This window comes from Rhizobium croatiense (assembly GCF_019793465.1).
Lineage (GTDB): Bacteria > Pseudomonadota > Alphaproteobacteria > Rhizobiales > Rhizobiaceae > Rhizobium > Rhizobium croatiense.
Genome location: NZ_JAILYJ010000016.1, coordinates 38,935 through 54,986, shown reverse-complemented (window position 1 = coordinate 54,986; position 16,052 = coordinate 38,935). Strand labels below are relative to the sequence as shown.

Below are 16,052 nucleotides of genomic sequence, written 5' to 3'. Positions count from 1 at the left end.
GCCTCCTGTATGGACGTGGAAATGAGCAATTGGGAGGAAGTTAACGAGTGGATAGTCATCACTCAGCCGCCTCCGCGATCGGCGCCGGCGAAAAATCCTCCGGGAAATGCGTCATCGCGCTCATGACGGGATAGGGCGTGAAACCGCCGAGCGCGCAGAGCGAGCCGAATTTCATCGTATTGCAGAGATCGGCCAGCAGCGCCCGGTTCTTCTCCGGCTCGATGCCATGGGCGATCTTATCGGCCGTCTCGACGCCGCGCGTCGAGCCGATGCGGCAAGGCGTGCACTTGCCGCAGCTTTCGACGGCGCAGAATTCCATGGCGAAACGCGCCTGCTTCAGCATATCGGCGGTGTCGTCGAAGACGACGATGCCGGCATGGCCGATCAGCCCGTCCCGGGCGGCGAAGGATTCGTAATCGAACGGCGTGTCGAACAGGGCCCGCGGGAAATAGGCCCCGAGCGGCCCGCCGACCTGCACGGCCTTGACCGGCCGTCCCGTCGCCGTACCGCCGCCGATCCTGTCGACGATATCGCCGAGCGAAAGACCGAAGGCTGTTTCGTAAAGACCGCCATATCTGATATTGCCGGCGATCTGCAGAGGGATGGTGCCGCGCGAGCGGCCCATGCCGAAATCGCGATAGAAGGCGGCTCCCTTCTCCATGATCACGGGCACGGAGGCGAGCGAGATCACGTTGTTGATGACGGTCGGACAGTCGAACAGTCCCTTATGCGCCGGCAGCGGCGGCTTGGCGCGCACGACGCCGCGCTTGCCTTCGAGGCTGTTTAAAAGCGCCGTCTCCTCGCCGCAGACATAGGCGCCGGCGCCGGTGCGCACTTCGATATCGAAGGCGCGGCCCGAGCCGAGCACCGACCGGCCGAGGATCCCGGCCTGCCGCGCGATGCCGACGGCCTCGCTCATCGCAGCGATCGCATGCGGATATTCCGACCGCGTGTAGACGAATCCCTTCGTGGCGCCGGTCGCAAGTCCTGATATCGCCATGCCTTCGATCAGCACGAAGGGATCGCCCTCCATGATCATCCGGTCGGCAAAGGTGCCGCTGTCGCCCTCATCGGCATTGCAGACGATATATTTGCGGTCGCCGGCCGCATCGAGAACGGTCTTCCACTTGATGCCTGTGGGGAAACCCGCGCCGCCGCGTCCACGCAGGCCGGAATCGGTGACTTCCTTGACGATTTCGGCAGGCGCCATCGAAACGGCGCGGCGGAGGCCGGCAAGGCCGCCATGCGCCTCGTAATCCGAAAGCGAGAGCGGATCGATGACGCCGCAGCGGGCGAAGGTCAGGCGGGTCTGTTGCTTCAGGAACGGGAGGTCTTCAACCTCCCCGAGACAGAGCGGGTGATCGCCGCCATTGACGATCCCGGCGTCGAAAAGACCGGACACATCCTTTGCCTTCACCGGTCCGTAGCCGATGCGCTTGCCGGCAAGCTCGACCTCGACCAGCGGCTCCAGCCAGAACATTCCGCGCGAGCCGTTGCGCACGATCTCGGCATCGAGGCCGCGGGCGACGATCTCCTGGGCAATCGCCTTTGCCACCTTTTCGGCCCCGAGCGCCAGCGCAGCGGCATCGCGCGGAACATATATCTTGACTGTCATCGGCGCGCCTCCGCAACGAGTTCCGTCGCCATCTGATCGTCGACCCGACCATACACCTCGCCGTCGAGCATCGCCGACGGGCCGCAGGCGCAGAGCCCGAGGCAGTAGACCGCCTCCAGCGTCACGCTGCCGTCGAGCGTCGTCTGGTGAAAATCGATGCCGAGCAGCGCCTTGATGCGCTCAGCCAGCGCGTCGCCGCCCATCGACTGACAGGCCTCGGCGCGACAGAGCTTCAGCACATGCCGCCCGGCGGGGTGGTCGCGATAATCGTGATAAAAGCTCATCACGCCATGCACCTCGGCGCGCGAAAGGTTCAGTTCCTCCGCGATCACGGGCAGCGCTTGCTGCGGCACATAACCGAATTCCTGCTGAACTTGATGCAGAATGGGAAGCAGCGGCCCTTCAAGGAAACGAAGGTCGGCGACAATGGAACGCGTGCGCGCTGCGATATCGCCTTCGGCGATATGAATGGTCATAAGGCAGCCCTCCCAGCCGCTGGCTCGTTGCGGAATGGCGCCCTCCCCAGCTGAGGCCATCCCACACACAGCATCTCAAGGAAGCCGGCGACGATCAATAAAGCTATCTTGTGGATTGATAGGTTTTTCCTATCAGAGCTCTTCATCCCGCACGAGCACGCGCGCTTCATGCAACAAGGCCGACACGAGCGGCGTGAAGGGCTCGCGATAGGGCGCGACCAGGCCGACCAGATGGTGGGCCTCGGGTTCAACGATCGGAATCATGCGGATTTCTATTGGGAATCCAAATGATTTTGCGACGTTGCGCGGCATGATGCTTGCCCAGCGCCCGGTTCGGACATGCGAGAACAGCACGATCATCGAGTTGGATTCGAGGGTTGGATGCACGGTGGCGCCGGCTTCCGTCAGGTGCCGGTTGATGATGCGTCGGTTCTGCATGTCGGCAGTCAATAGACAAAGCCGAAGATCGCCGACCTCCTTCCAGGTCACGCTGTCGCGATCAGACAGCGGGCTACCCGCAGCCGTGATCAGATGATAGCGCTCGGCATAGAGGGGAACACTGGTGACACGGCCGAGCGGCTCATTTTCAAGATAGGTGATACCGGCGTCGATCTCGAGATTTTCGAGCATGCTCAGCACCTGCAGCGAATTGCGCGAGACGATCGAGAAGGTCACGCCCGGATGTCGTTCCTGAAAGGGCGTGGTGATGCGCGACAGCATGGCGAGCGCCGTCGGAATGGCGGCGAGTCGAATGTGGCCGGAAAGACCGCGCCGCGCCGCGCGCATTTCCTCGCGCATGGTGCGGGCATCGCCGACGATGCGCCGCGCCCATTCGAGCACGCGCTGCCCCTCCGGCGTCAGCCCCTGAAACCGCGACCCGCGCTGCACCAGCATGACGCCCAGCTGATCCTCCAGCTGGCGGATGGCGGCCGAGAGCGTCGGCTGCGAAATCCCGCATTCCTCCGCAGCGCGGCCGAAATGCTTTTCATTGGCAAGGGCGATGAAGAATTCCAGCTTGTCGATCATCCGGTCTCCCGACCCGGCATGATATCATCCGGATCCAGCCCATTTTCTGCGCGGCAGCCGCCGCGCGACCCGACATGCTTTAACCGCTTTCGGCAGCCGGAAAAAGATCGAACAGCGATTCGAGGAAGGCAAGCACGCTAAGATTGCCGATGCTGTAATAGACCAGCCTGCCCTGACGGCGCGTATTGACCAGCCCTTCGAGCCTCAGACGCGCGAGTTGCTGCGAGACCATTGCCTGTTGTATGCCGAGAATACTCTCGATTTCACCCACTGTCCGCTCCTCATTCGCGAGGATGCAGAGGATTAGAAGTCGGCTCTGATGCGACAATGCCTTCAGCAGATCGCTCGCTTCATGGGCTTTTGCAGCGAGTTTGTGCAATTCCTGGCCGGTCATCCCCGGCTCCGGTTTAGGCAACGGCATTCGGCATCTCGGAAGGGAAGCAAAAGGTAGATCAGCACAGTAGCATATTCGCACAAGCGAATTCGTCAAATGTGATGAAATGCCAAAAAAGGTCCAAGTAAATCAGCAGATAAGCTGACCGCCGTTGATCTCGAGGACCTGGCCCGTAATGTATCCGGAGAGCGAAGAAGCCGCCAGGAACAGATAGGCGGGAGCGCAATCCTCAGCCGTGCCGAGCCGTTGCAGGGGAATGGATTTTCGCGTCTGCTCCAGCTTTTCGCGGGAGGAATAGCGCTCATGGAAATCCGTCTCGATCGTTCCCGGCGAGACGCAATTTACCCGGATGCCATCCGGTGCCAGCTCACGGGCAAGCGCCTTGGAATAGGTGGAAACGAAGGCTTTCGAGGCCGAATAGACCGAAGAACCGGGACTGCCGCCGGTCAGCGCTGAAATCGAAACCGTGTTGACGATGGCCGCGCCTTCGGCCGCCTTCAATGCCGGCAACAGCGCCCGGGTCAGCGCCACCACCGACGTCTGGTTCAGCCGTACGATCGCTTCATAATCTGCGTCGGTCAGCGTCGCAGCCGGAAAACGGCCGAGCATGGTGCCGGCATTATTGACGAGCACATGCACCTTGTCGAAGAAGGCGAGAGCGTCCTCTGCAAATTGCGCAGCGCCGCCGACGGCGGTGAAATCGGCGTTCAGCAACAGCGCCCGTCTTTCCGATTCAGCCGTCAGCAGGAAATCCGGCAGATCCCGTCCCGGTTTGCGCCCGGTATGGACGATCACCTTCGCGCCGCAGTCCAGGAACTGCCGGGCCACCTCGAGGCCGATGCCCCGCCCGGCGCCGGTGACGACGACATTGCGATTTTCGAATAGTCTCGGATGGAACACGAAGCCGTCCTCCTCGCGGACGATGCCGCCGGTTGCGTCATTCGCCCTTAACATATGAGCGCGCCTTCCGAAAGAAAGGCACGCATCGATCTTTCCGCCGCAGGCGAGAGCTCCGGGAGGCTCAGCTTTCGTTCCCGCTCTCCAGAAGCCGCGCACCCGGCCCTTCCTCGCCAAGCCGATCGCAGGGATTGCGCAAGGGACAGCTTTCGATCGACAGACAGCCGCAGCCGATGCAGCCGGTCAGACGGTCTCGCAGCAGGCTGAGCCGTCTGATTCGCTCGTCGAGTTCATTCTTCCAGCGCGCCGACAGTGTCTGCCAGTCGGCGACCGTCGGCGTGCGCCCCTGCGGCAGGGAGGCAAAGGCCGTCTGGATTTCCGAAAGCGGAATACCGACACGTTGCGCCACCTTGATGATGCCGAGCCGGCGAAGCACGTCACGTCCGTAACGCCGCTGATTGCCGCGCGTGCGGATGCTGGAGATCAGCCCCTTGGCCTCATAGAAATGCAATGCCGAGACGGCAAGACCGCTGCGTTCCGCCACTTCGCCGACCGTCAAAAGCCTGCCGATCGGCGTAACGGTGATCGTATCCATCGCCTCTTGACCTCAATATTGGTTGAGGTTTTATAACGCCTGCTCCCCCGGGCGTAAAGCCCAGCTGCAGGAAGGAGCAACAGTGAGATCACCCGGTCGATAACCGACTGAAATCATGGCGCCGGCATTTGCCATCCTCGCCACGACCGCGTCCTGCCGATATAGCCGCCTGAGACGAGCTCGGGTTCCGTTCCCGGCAGGTACGGAACCTTGGAAAACACCCGGGCAGGACTCCGCCCGGGTGTTTTTTCGCGTCCGCGGTTCCGTTCCGGCCGGACGGACGGGTGTGTGATTTTGCGGTTGCGGTAACAAAACCCCGATGATAGTTTTCGCTGAAATAACAGGGGAGCTCCGTGTCGCCGGGGCTGAGATGAGAAGCGCAAGCCTCCGGACCCTTCAAAGCTGATCTGGGTAATGCCAGCGGAGCGAGGTTCAGATGTTTTCCGGCGCACAAGTGTCACCCTTTCCGATATCCGGCAGTCTTGCCGGCACCATTCCCGATGTCTTCGACAGGTTTGCGCATCTGCGGCGCCGCGCGGCTTTTCAAGCGTGCAAAGGGGGCCGCGGCACTTTGAATCGCTGCATGATTTTATCGTTGGATCGGTTCCGATCTGAAGAAGCATGCAGCCGGACGAAAGCCTGAAATCGACGCTGATGACATCGCCACCACCATCGGATTCGCGTCTTGCCGCGCTCGGTGCCGCCCTATACCGGGCGATCCCCGCCCTGCTCGCCGGTTTTGCCTTTCTGGCCGCATGGGAACTTTATGTCGATCTCTCCGGCATCAAACCGTCCATCCTGCCGGCGCCTTCGCGCATCCTGACCCAGGGCTGGCTGAACCGCGAAGCGTTGATATCAAACACCTGGCCGACGCTCGGCGCCACACTCGGCGGCTTCGCCCTGTCGCTCGCCTTCGCTTTCGTCTCGTCGATCCTGATGGATTTCATGCCCTTCATGCGCCGGGCATTGCTGCCGATCTTCATTGCCAGCCAGACCCTTCCGCTGGTGGCGATCGCGCCCCTCGTCGTCCTCTGGTTCGGTTTCGGCCTGCTGCCGAAGATATTGCTGGTAGCGCTCGTCACCTTCTTTCCGCTGCTCGTCGCTTTGCTGCAGGGTTATGAGGCGACCGACCGCGACATCGCTGAGCTCTTGAACTCGATGAAGGCAAGCCGCTGGCGCATTTTCCGCCTGGCCCGGCTTCCCTCCTCGCTGCCCTATTTCTTCGCCGGCCTCAGGATCTCGATCACCTATGCCGTCGTCGGCGCGATCTTTGCCGAATATGCGGGAGCGGCGCGCGGCCTCGGCATCTATATCCTCAACGCCAAGAACAATTTCCGGCCGGATCTCGTCCTCGCCGCCGTCGTCGTCAGCGCCGTGCTGACGCTCTGCCTCTTCGGAGTGACGCTGATGATCGAGCGCCTCGTCATGCCCTGGCAACCGTCCGGGGAGCGCCGCCGATGACCGATGAACTGGTCGAACTGCGCAAGATTTCGAAATCCTTCGACGGCATGCAGGTGCTCGGCGACATTTCGCTCGCTGTCGCAAGCGGCGAGTTCGTCTCGATCGTCGGCCCCTCCGGCTCCGGAAAATCGACGGTGCTCCGATTGCTGACCCAGGCGCTTCGACCCGATTCAGGCACCTTGCTCTTCAAGGGCGCCCCGCTGGAACAGGCGCCGCATTCCTTTGCCTTCATGCCGCAACGCGATGCGCTGATGCCCTGGCGCCGGATCATCGACAATGCCGCCCTCGGCCTGGAGGTGGGCGGCATGAGCCGTCGCGCCGCCCGCGCCACCGTGGTGCCGCTGTTCGAGCATTTCGGCCTTGCCGGCTTTGAACACCATTATCCCGCCGAACTCTCCGGTGGCATGCGCCAGCGCGCTGCGCTGTTGCGCACCGTCGTCCAGAGCCAGGACATGCTGCTGCTCGACGAGCCTTTCGGCGCGCTGGACGCGCTGACACGCACGCAAATCCAGGAATGGCTGCAGGGCATGTGGACGCAACATCGCTGGACGGCCTTGTTGATCACCCACGATGTTCGCGAGGCGGTGTTCCTCTCCGACCGGATCTACGTGCTATCGGCCCGCCCGGCGCGTATCATCCGCCAATTCCGCGTTCCCCTGCCCCGCCCGAGAAGCATCGCCGATCTCGGCTCGCCGGCGGCCCAGGCGATCGAGACCGAAATCCTGCAAACCCTGCTTCATCCGCTAGAACAGGATGATTTTAAGCCGGTCGGCCCAAATCAGAATCCTGTTCCAATTTAAAGAGTTAGAGCATGATGTCGCCGAAAGACCGCTCACACTTTTCGGCATCATGCTCTAGAGACCTGAGGAGGTCACCATGCTGCTTCTCACCCGTCGACAGACGATCCTCGCCGCCCTCGCGACAAGCCTCGCCGGCCGCACCGCCCTCGCCCAGTCAGCGCCGGCAAAGGTTCGCATTGCGCTCGACTGGACGCCCAACACCAACCATATCGGCATCTATGTCGCCAAGGCGAAGGGCTTCTATGCCGCCGCCGGCCTCGACGTCGAAATTCTACCCTTTACCGACACCAGCGCCGGCACGCTGGTGTCGAACGGGGTCGCCGATTTCGGCATCAGCAGCGAGATCGAGGCCATGACGCAGCGCGCCGGCGGCGGTGACGTCAAGATGGTCTACGGCGTCGTCCAGACCGAAACCGCGCGTCTGATCTATAAGGCCGGACGCGACGACATCAAGAGCCCTAAAGATCTCGACGGCAAGACCTATGGCGGCTTCGGCGGCACCTGGGAGAGCGCGCTGATCTCCGCGATGATCCGCAATGACGGCGGCACGGGCGACGTCAAGACCGTCACCCTCGGCACCTCCGCCTACGAGGCGCTGGACAATGGCTCGATCGATTTCACGCTGGAGATCTACACCTGGGAAGGCATCGCCGCCGAGCTGGAAAACCGCAAGCTCGGCCGCTTCCACTATTCCGATTATGGCATTCCCGACGAGCAGACGACCGTCATCGTTTCCAGCGACGCCTATCTCGCGGTGAGTCGGGAACACGCCCGCGCCTTCATCCAGGCCACGCGCCAGGGTTATGCCTATTCCGTCGACCATCCTGACGAAGCCTGCGACCTGCTGATTTCCAACAGCAATGGCGCACTGATGAATACGGAACTGGTAAAAGCGTCCCAGAAGGCATTGATCGACGGGCATTTCCTCAAATCCGAGGCCGGCGTGATCGGCACAATCGACCCGGCGAAGGCCGATGCCATCGGCGCCTTCCTGCTCGAGAACGGCATCCTGGTCGATGCGAATGGCGCAGCACTCAAGGAGAAGCCGGACTTTTCCACCTATTATACCAACGAACTCCTCGGCTGAACCCGCCCCGGCCTTGCCCGAGGCGGCGTTCCGCGGCAAGTTTCGGATCGGGACGGTTTGAGCCGGATCGGGCAGGTGGGGAATGAGACATGCGACCACAGGAGAAACTGGCCGGAGCGGACTTTCTGCGCGCGACGGCCTGCCTGCTGGTGCTTGCTCATCATCTCGTGCTCCGGCTGGATATGCGCCGAATTCCCGATGAATTGGCGTCGACGGCGCACATCCTCCGCTTCGGCAATTTCGGCGTCGCCATTTTCTTCGTGCTCAGCGGCTTTCTTCTGGCCCGTCCCTTCTGGCGCGCGCTCGATGCCGGCAGCGACATGCCGAGCCTCGGGAGCTACGCCATCCGCAGGGCAGCGCGCATTGCCCCCGGCTTCTGGGTCGCCGCCACCGTCAGCTTCGTTGTCAGCCTGACGCTGCTTGCCGTGCCGCTGACACCGGAGCTTGCGCTGCGCTACGTTTCCGGACTGCTGTTCATGAGCCAATGGCATTGGCGCACGTTTTTCCCTGTCGAAGCCGACGGACCGCTCTGGTCCATCCCCTTCGAGGTCACCAGCTATGTGCTCCTGCCGGCCTGTTTTCTCCTGCTGTTTCGCCTGCCGCGGCTGCGGCAGCGCCGGTTGCTGGCCCGTTCCGCCTGGCTCTGCGTCATTGCCGTCGTCCTCATTGCCCATCTGGCAATCCTGAGGCTCTTTGCGCTCGACGACATCGGGCGCGGCTGGGCCTATGGCCTGCAGGGCGGGGCGAAGGAATGGATGCCCAACTACAATCCGATCGGCTTCTTCGCGGTCTTCGCGCTCGGCGCGCTTGCCGCCGGCATCGACGTCATGCTGCCTGCAAGGCGTTCCTTCTGGTTCGATGCCGCAGCGCTTCTCGCTTTTTCCATTGCCGGCTACCGCCTCGCCATATCGCCCGGCGGTTCGGCAGAGGCGTACGGGTGGCTCGACATACCCTACGGATTTCCGGTCTTTCCGCTGGCGATCGCAACCGCACTCGTATCGCTCTGCCATTCGCATCGCCTGGGCAGGCTGCTCGACAACGCTCTCGTGCGCTACGTCGCCAAGATTTCGTTCGGCATTTATATCTGGCAGGAGATCATCCTGACATTGATCCAGAGGCTCGACCCCGGTTCGTTCGGCGCCTCCTCGGACAATGTCGTCACCGGTTGGCTGCAATCCTGCGGGCTGACGATGGCGCTCGTCCTTCTGGTGGCAAGTCTGAGCTATCACCTGCTGGAACGACCGGCGATCGACTTGGGAAACCGTCTGACATCGCACTCACCCGATCGGGCTACTCCTTTTAAAGTATAATTTCGTTTCCACTTCAACTACAGGCATTAAGGTTAACAGGGAATACTCCCATTTTTGGTGTCTTTAGGGTTAGCAATTTCTTATTTATCCCGATGACAAACCTTACGTGAGCATGTATTTGTCTCCCTACAGTTCAGTATTGCATCTAAACTTACGGGCCTTGCGTAATGAATGCTTTTACTTCGAAGACGAATTCACGCTTCGATCCGTCTCAGCGTCAGACCAAAATCAGGACCCTGGTCATAGCGAACTCCAACATTCGCCAGCCGGAGAGCTTTTCCAATGGCGAAGGAAAGGCGGCGCTGCGACTGGCCGTGAAACGGCTGATCGACATCGTCATCTCGGTCAACGCCCTCCTCGTGCTGGCGCCGCTTTTTCTGGCCATCGCGCTTTTCATCAAGCTTGACGATGGCGGTCCGGTGTTCTTCCGGCAGATTCGCTGGGGGCTGAACGGACGGAAGATCAACGTCTTCAAATTCCGCTCGATGCGGGCGGAAGCTTGCGATCCCAGCGGCGTCCAGCAGACCGTCAAGGGCGACGCCAGGATGACCCGCATCGGCGCAATGCTCCGCAGGACCAACATCGACGAACTGCCGCAGCTGCTGAACGTCCTCAAGGGCGAGATGTCGCTGGTCGGCCCACGCTGCCATGCCATCAACATGCGCGCAGCCGGCAGGCTCTACGAGGAAGTGGTGCCGAACTACCACCATCGACACATCATGCGCCCCGGCATCACCGGCCTCGCGCAAACACGCGGCTGGCGCGGCCCGACGACAAGGTCGCTGGAAGCCCGGGCCCGCATCGCCTGTGATATCTATTATGTCAGGAATTTCAGCCTGCTGCTCGACCTGAAGATCCTGTTCAAGACACTGATCATCGAGCTGCGAGGCGGCACCGGCTTCTGAGACGCTGCGGCAAAGCTGCGGCCGCATAATCCGTCAGCAGCGCAGGCCGCTCCGAAAGATTGTAGCGCGCTTTTGGAGTTTTCCCTGAGCTGATTGAAGCCGTCTGTTTTCTCAACCGAAACAGCCGGCCGCGTTCGTTTGAAGCCGCACGACAACGCTGTTTTCCGTATCCAAGGAAGAAGCCAGACACAAAAAAAGCGGCCATTGAGGCCGCCTTTCAATGAAGCTGTCGTTACCCGGTCAGTCCTGCTGGACGATGCCGCGCAGATGCGTCAGTTCCATGATGAAATGCTCGAGCTTCGACTTGTGCTCGTGCAGTTCGGCATGTTCGAGCTCCTTGCGGGCAGCCTCGATACGACGGGTCAGCTCGTCCTTATGGAGTTCCTCGACCGGAACGGCGGATTCGGCAAGCAAAGTGCAGCCTGTCGGCAGGATATCGGCAAAACCGCCAAACACCACGTAGTCCTGCTTCTTGCCGGAAGCCGAACGCACGCTCACCACACCGGGCTTGATGGTCGTCATCGTCGGCGCGTGGTGCGCCATGACGGTCATCTCGCCCTCGGTCGCGGGAATGACGACCTCGGTCACCATCTCCGACAAGAGCAGACGCTCCGGCGAAACGAGCTCAAAGTTGAAATTGTCAGCCATCAGTGACTTACCTTCTCGGCTATGGCTTTTGCATCTTGCAATATGGTCCCGCAGAACGGGCAGTGCAGTATCGCCTGGTCGAGATATCCGAGGCCTTCCTCGGTCTGAACCAGCCCGACGACCATCATGACCACGCCGTTATCGGCACGATAGACGGTCGGCGCGGCCGGTTCCGGAAGTTCCGCCACGACCCCTTTCAGCGAGTCGCAGCAGAATATCTCGTCCTGAGCATCGCTCATTAAGCGGCAGCGAGCTTCTTGGCCTTTTCGACAGCTTCGTCCATCGAACCGACCATGTAGAAGGCGGCTTCCGGCAGGTGGTCGTATTCGCCGTTGACGAGACCCTTGAAACCCTTGATCGTGTCTTCGAGGGCGACGAGCTTGCCCGGCGAACCGGTGAAGACTTCGGCGACGAAGAACGGCTGCGACAGGAAGCGCTCGATCTTGCGGGCGCGGGCAACGGCGATCTTGTCCTCTTCGGACAGTTCGTCCATGCCAAGGATGGCGATGATATCCTGCAGGGCCTTGTAGCGCTGCAGCGTCGACTGAACCTTACGGGCAACTTCGTAATGCTCTTCGCCGACGACCATCGGGTCGAGCATGCGCGAGGTGGAGTCGAGCGGATCGACGGCCGGGTAGATGCCCTTTTCCGCGATCGAGCGCGACAGAACCGTCGTCGCGTCAAGGTGAGCGAACGAGGTTGCCGGCGCCGGGTCGGTCAAGTCGTCGGCCGGAACATAGATGGCCTGAACCGAGGTGATCGAGCCGGTCGTCGTCGTGGTGATGCGCTCCTGCATCTGGCCCATGTCGGTTGCGAGCGTGGGCTGATAGCCGACGGCCGAAGGAATACGGCCGAGCAGAGCCGACACTTCAGAACCGGCCTGCGTGAAGCGGAAGATGTTATCGACGAAGAACAGAACGTCCTGGCCCTGGTCGCGGAAGTGTTCGGCGACCGTCAGGCCGGTCAGGGCAACGCGGGCGCGGGCACCCGGCGGCTCGTTCATCTGACCGTAAACGAGCGCAGCCTTCGAGCCTTCGCCACCGCCATGCTTGTTGACGTTCGATTCGATCATTTCATGGTAAAGGTCGTTGCCTTCGCGGGTGCGTTCACCGACGCCGGCGAAAACCGAGTAACCACCATGCGCCTTGGCGACGTTGTTGATCAGTTCCATGATCAGAACGGTCTTGCCGACGCCGGCACCGCCGAAGAGGCCGATCTTGCCACCGCGTGCATACGGGGCGAGAAGGTCGACGACTTTGATGCCGGTAACGAGGATCTGCGCTTCCGTCGACTGGTCGACATAGGCAGGCGCATCCTGGTGGATGGCGCGCTTGTGAGCGGTGACCAGCGGACCTGCTTCGTCGACCGGCTCGCCGATGACGTTCATGATACGGCCGAGCGTCTCGTTGCCGACGGGAACCATGATCGGAGCGCCGGTATCGGTAACCAGCTGGCCGCGAACGAGACCTTCGCTTGAGTCCATGGCGATCGTGCGAACTTCGTTTTCACCCAGATGCTGGGCGACTTCGAGAACCAGACGGTTGCCGTTGTTGTCGGTTTCGAGCGCGTTCAAAATCGCCGGCAGTTCGCCTTCGAAAGCAACGTCGACGACGGCGCCGATAACCTGGGTGACTTTGCCGACAGAGCGGGTAGCTGCCTCAGCCATATTCTTACCCTCTTTCCCTAACTCAGAGCGCTTCCGCGCCCGAAATGATTTCAATCAGTTCCTTGGTGATCTGAGCCTGACGCTGACGGTTGTAGCTCAGTGTCAGTTTGTTGATCATCTCACCAGCATTGCGCGTCGCATTGTCCATGGCGCTCATCTTGGCGCCCATCTCGCCTGCGACGTTCTCGAGGAGCGCGCGGAAGATCTGGACGGAGATGTTGCGCGGGATCAGATCGCCGAGGATCGACGCCGGATCCGGCTCGTATTCGTAGACGGCGCCGGCATGGGCGGCATCTTCGGCAGCGGCTTCCGGAGCCTTGGCCGGGATGAGCTGCTGCGCGGTCGGAACCTGGCTGATCACCGACTTGAACTCGGAGTAGAACAGCGTGCAGACGTCGAACTCACCGGCCGAAAACATCTCGATGATGCGCTTGCCGATCTGGTCGGCATTTTCGAAACCGATCTTCTTGACGTCGCGCAGTTCCTTGCGCTCGACGATCAGAGGCGCGAATTCGCGGCGAAGGATGTCGTAACCCTTCTTGCCGACGGTGAAGATCTTCACCGTCTTGCCCTCGGCAAGCAGCTTGCGGACATGATCGCGCGCAAAGCGGGCGATCTGCGAATTGAAGCCGCCGCAAAGACCGCGCTCGGCCGTGCAGACCACCAGCAGATGGACCTTGTCCTGGCCGGTGCCGGTCATCAGCGCCGGTGCGCCATCCGCATCGGTAACGGCCTTGGCGATATTCGCCAGAACCGCACCCATGCGCTGCGAATAGGGCCGGGCGGCCTCGGCCGCCTCCTGCGCACGCCGAAGCTTCGCCGCGGCGACCATTTTCATCGCCTTGGTGATCTTCTGCGTCGCCTTGACGGAGGCGATCCGGTTTTTCAGATCCTTAAGTGAAGGCATCCGTGATCCGTCCTAACTTAGGGCCTGATTACGAGAAAGACTTTGCGAAGCTATCGAGAGCAGCGGTGAGCTTGCCCTTGGTATCGTCGCTGATTGCCTTTTCCGTGCGGATCGCGTCGAGGATGGCGGAGCCTTCCGAACGCAGATAGGAGAGGAAGCCCTGCTCGAACTTGCCGACCGAAGCGACCGGCAGTTTGTCGAGATAGCCGTTGACACCGGCGAAGATCACGGCGACCTGCTCTTCCGTCTTCAGCGGCGAGAACTGCGGCTGCTTCAGGAGTTCGGTCAGACGTGCGCCGCGGTTCAAGAGGCGCTGCGTCGCAGCGTCGAGGTCGGAACCGAACTGGGCGAAGGCGGCCATTTCGCGATACTGGGCGAGCTCGCCCTTGATCGAGCCGGCAACCTGCTTCATCGCCTTGATCTGCGCCGACGAACCGACGCGGGAAACCGACAGACCGACGTTAACGGCCGGACGGATACCCTGATAGAACAGGTCGGTTTCAAGGAAGATCTGGCCGTCGGTGATCGAGATCACGTTGGTCGGAATGAAGGCCGACACGTCGTTGCCCTGCGTTTCGATGACCGGCAGAGCCGTCAGCGAGCCGGCGCCCTTGTCGTCGTTCATCTTCGCGGCACGCTCGAGCAGGCGCGAATGCAGGTAGAAAACGTCACCCGGATAGGCTTCGCGGCCCGGCGGGCGGCGCAGCAGCAGCGACATCTGGCGGTAGGACACGGCCTGCTTGGACAGGTCGTCATAGCCGATCAGCGCATGCATCCCGTTGTCGCGGAAATATTCGCCCATGGCGCAGCCGGCAAACGGAGCCAGGAACTGCATCGGCGCCGGGTCGGAAGCCGTGGCGGCAACGATGATCGAGTACTTCAGTGCGCCGCGCTCTTCGAGAACCTTGACGAACTGGGCAACGGTGGAGCGCTTCTGGCCGACGGCGACGTAGACGCAGTAAAGCTTCTCGCCTTCCGGACCGATCTCATGAATGGCCTTCTGGTTGAGGAAGGCATCGAGCAGGATGGCGGTCTTGCCGGTCTGGCGGTCGCCGATGACGAGCTCGCGCTGGCCGCGGCCGACCGGGATCAGCGCATCGATGGCCTTGAGGCCGGTCGACATCGGCTCATGAACCGACTTGCGCGGAATGATGCCGGGCGCTTTGACGTCGACGCGCGAACGGCGGGTCGCATTGATCGGGCCCTTGCCGTCGATCGGATTGCCGAGCGCGTCGACGACGCGGCCGAGCAGTTCCGGACCGACCGGAACGTCGACGATGGCGCCGGTCCGCTTGACGGTGTCGCCTTCCTTGATGTCGCGGTCGGAGCCGAAAATAACGACACCGACGTTGTCGGATTCAAGGTTCAGGGCCATGCCGCGGATGCCGCCGGGGAACTCGACCATTTCACCAGCCTGGACATTGTCCAGGCCGTAAACGCGAGCGATACCGTCACCGACGGAGAGAACCTGGCCGACTTCCGAGACCTCTGCCTCTTTGCCGAAATTTTTGATCTGGTCTTTGAGAATTGCGGAAATTTCCGCGGCGCGGATATCCATCAGCCAACCTCTTTCAATGCGAGCTTAAGGGTAGAGAGTTTGGTACGAAGAGACGTATCAATCTGACGGGACCCGACCTTCACGATCAGACCACCAAGAATTGACGGATCAACCGTGACTGATATCGTCACGTCTTTGCCGGTGACGCTCTTGAGTGCCGCCTTCAATTCGGTTTCCTGCGCCTGGGAGAGCGCATGCGCCGAGGTAACCTCGGCGGAGATTTCACCGCGATGATTCGCGGCGATGAGGCGGAAGGCCCTGATCATGCCCGGCAGGGCAAACAGGCGGCGGTTGCGCGCCACGACCTTCAGAAAATTGGCGAAGAAGCCGCTGATGCCGGCCCTTTCGCTGATGGCGGCAATCGCCTTCAGCTGGTCCTCAGCGGAAAAAACCGGGCTTGCGACGAAGCGCTTCAGTTCGGCGCTCTCATCCAGCATCGCCTGAAAACGGTCGAGATCGGCGGTGACGCTATCGACGGCGCCCTGTTCGAGCGCCAGCTCGAAAAGCGACGAGGCATAGCGCTCGGCAACACCAGAAGTAAGCTGGGACGTGTCTGCCACTGGCACAAATTTCCCTGATTTCAATCCAAAATCCGGCTCTCGGCGGGCGCCGAACCTATGATCTTGAATTCGTTTTGATTTCCCCCAGAAATCACAAGAGAAGCCTCTTGCTTCTTCCGAAATTCGGGGTCCGTCTAACATAGGATG

General features: G+C 61.3%; 16 protein-coding genes, 1 pseudogene and 1 riboswitch. Of the genes and pseudogenes, 5 read left to right on the top strand and 12 right to left on the bottom strand.

Annotated elements, in window-relative coordinates; all coding sequences use genetic code 11:
- Window positions 1–58: 58 nt before the first annotated feature.
- From K6M89_RS23470 to soxR, 6 genes are all read right to left on the bottom strand, one after another.
- On the bottom strand, window positions 59–1,615 hold the full coding sequence (locus K6M89_RS23470; RefSeq protein ID WP_222141173.1) for a formate dehydrogenase beta subunit: 1,557 nt from the start codon (window positions 1,613–1,615) through the stop codon (window positions 59–61).
- A complete protein-coding gene (locus K6M89_RS23465; RefSeq protein ID WP_097580631.1) occupies window positions 1,612–2,091 on the bottom strand; it encodes a formate dehydrogenase subunit gamma in 480 nt (159 codons plus the stop codon). The genes K6M89_RS23470 and K6M89_RS23465 overlap by 4 nt, the downstream gene beginning before the upstream one ends.
- 132 nt (window positions 2,092–2,223) lie before the next feature.
- Complete coding sequence (locus K6M89_RS23460) at window positions 2,224–3,117, bottom strand: LysR family transcriptional regulator (RefSeq protein ID WP_012485454.1); 894 nt, start codon at window positions 3,115–3,117, stop codon at window positions 2,224–2,226.
- A gap of 79 nt (window positions 3,118–3,196) precedes the next feature.
- A complete protein-coding gene (locus K6M89_RS23455; protein WP_222141172.1) occupies window positions 3,197–3,538 on the bottom strand; it encodes an ArsR/SmtB family transcription factor in 342 nt (113 codons plus the stop codon).
- Between the two features lie 102 nt (window positions 3,539–3,640).
- Window positions 3,641–4,411 (bottom strand): SDR family NAD(P)-dependent oxidoreductase, encoded by a 771-nt coding sequence (locus K6M89_RS23450; RefSeq protein ID WP_097580699.1) that lies wholly within the window; start codon window positions 4,409–4,411, stop codon window positions 3,641–3,643.
- Between the two features lie 121 nt (window positions 4,412–4,532).
- Complete coding sequence (gene soxR, locus K6M89_RS23445) at window positions 4,533–5,003, bottom strand: redox-sensitive transcriptional activator SoxR (RefSeq protein ID WP_222141171.1); 471 nt, start codon at window positions 5,001–5,003, stop codon at window positions 4,533–4,535.
- Between the two features lie 332 nt (window positions 5,004–5,335).
- A riboswitch (TPP riboswitch) is annotated at window positions 5,336–5,449 on the top strand.
- A 208-nt stretch (window positions 5,450–5,657) separates the two neighbouring features.
- Between soxR and K6M89_RS23440 the strand changes: the two genes are divergently transcribed.
- The 5 genes and pseudogenes from K6M89_RS23440 to K6M89_RS23420 all read left to right on the top strand — a co-directional run bounded on the left by K6M89_RS23440 (window position 5,658) and on the right by K6M89_RS23420 (window position 10,566).
- Window positions 5,658–6,464 (top strand): ABC transporter permease, encoded by an 807-nt coding sequence (locus K6M89_RS23440; RefSeq protein ID WP_097580698.1) that lies wholly within the window; start codon window positions 5,658–5,660, stop codon window positions 6,462–6,464.
- A pseudogene (locus K6M89_RS23435) lies at window positions 6,461–7,272 on the top strand (ABC transporter ATP-binding protein). The gene K6M89_RS23440 and the pseudogene K6M89_RS23435 overlap by 4 nt, the downstream one beginning before the upstream one ends.
- 68 nt (window positions 7,273–7,340) lie before the next feature.
- Complete coding sequence (locus K6M89_RS23430; RefSeq protein WP_222141169.1) at window positions 7,341–8,351, top strand: ABC transporter substrate-binding protein; 1,011 nt, start codon at window positions 7,341–7,343, stop codon at window positions 8,349–8,351.
- 89 nt (window positions 8,352–8,440) lie between these two features.
- A complete protein-coding gene (locus K6M89_RS23425; protein WP_222141168.1) occupies window positions 8,441–9,661 on the top strand; it encodes an acyltransferase family protein in 1,221 nt (406 codons plus the stop codon).
- 167 nt (window positions 9,662–9,828) lie between these two features.
- Window positions 9,829–10,566 (top strand): sugar transferase, encoded by a 738-nt coding sequence (locus K6M89_RS23420; RefSeq protein ID WP_222141167.1) that lies wholly within the window; start codon window positions 9,829–9,831, stop codon window positions 10,564–10,566.
- 240 nt (window positions 10,567–10,806) lie between these two features.
- Here the strand turns inward: K6M89_RS23420 and K6M89_RS23415 are convergent, their stop codons facing one another.
- From K6M89_RS23415 to K6M89_RS23390, 6 genes are read right to left on the bottom strand one after another with little or no spacing between them, the layout of a single operon-like run.
- Window positions 10,807–11,214, bottom strand: coding sequence for a F0F1 ATP synthase subunit epsilon (locus K6M89_RS23415; protein WP_010053653.1), 408 nt, complete (start codon window positions 11,212–11,214; stop codon window positions 10,807–10,809).
- Window positions 11,214–11,453 carry a hypothetical protein gene (locus tag K6M89_RS23410; protein ID WP_222141166.1) on the bottom strand — a complete coding sequence of 80 codons (240 nt, stop codon included), beginning with the start codon at window positions 11,451–11,453 and terminating at the stop codon, window positions 11,214–11,216. Before K6M89_RS23410 ends, K6M89_RS23415 begins: the two co-directional genes overlap by 1 nt.
- On the bottom strand, window positions 11,453–12,880 hold the full coding sequence (gene atpD, locus K6M89_RS23405; RefSeq protein ID WP_097605967.1) for a F0F1 ATP synthase subunit beta: 1,428 nt from the start codon (window positions 12,878–12,880) through the stop codon (window positions 11,453–11,455). The genes K6M89_RS23410 and atpD overlap by 1 nt, the downstream gene beginning before the upstream one ends.
- 22 nt (window positions 12,881–12,902) lie before the next feature.
- Complete coding sequence (locus tag K6M89_RS23400) at window positions 12,903–13,787, bottom strand: F0F1 ATP synthase subunit gamma (RefSeq protein WP_222141165.1); 885 nt, start codon at window positions 13,785–13,787, stop codon at window positions 12,903–12,905.
- A 28-nt stretch (window positions 13,788–13,815) separates the two neighbouring features.
- Window positions 13,816–15,345, bottom strand: coding sequence for a F0F1 ATP synthase subunit alpha (gene atpA / locus K6M89_RS23395; RefSeq protein WP_222141164.1), 1,530 nt, complete (start codon window positions 15,343–15,345; stop codon window positions 13,816–13,818).
- Window positions 15,345–15,911, bottom strand: coding sequence for a F0F1 ATP synthase subunit delta (locus K6M89_RS23390; RefSeq protein WP_222141239.1), 567 nt, complete (start codon window positions 15,909–15,911; stop codon window positions 15,345–15,347). Before K6M89_RS23390 ends, atpA begins: the two co-directional genes overlap by 1 nt.
- Window positions 15,912–16,052 lie beyond the last annotated feature (141 nt).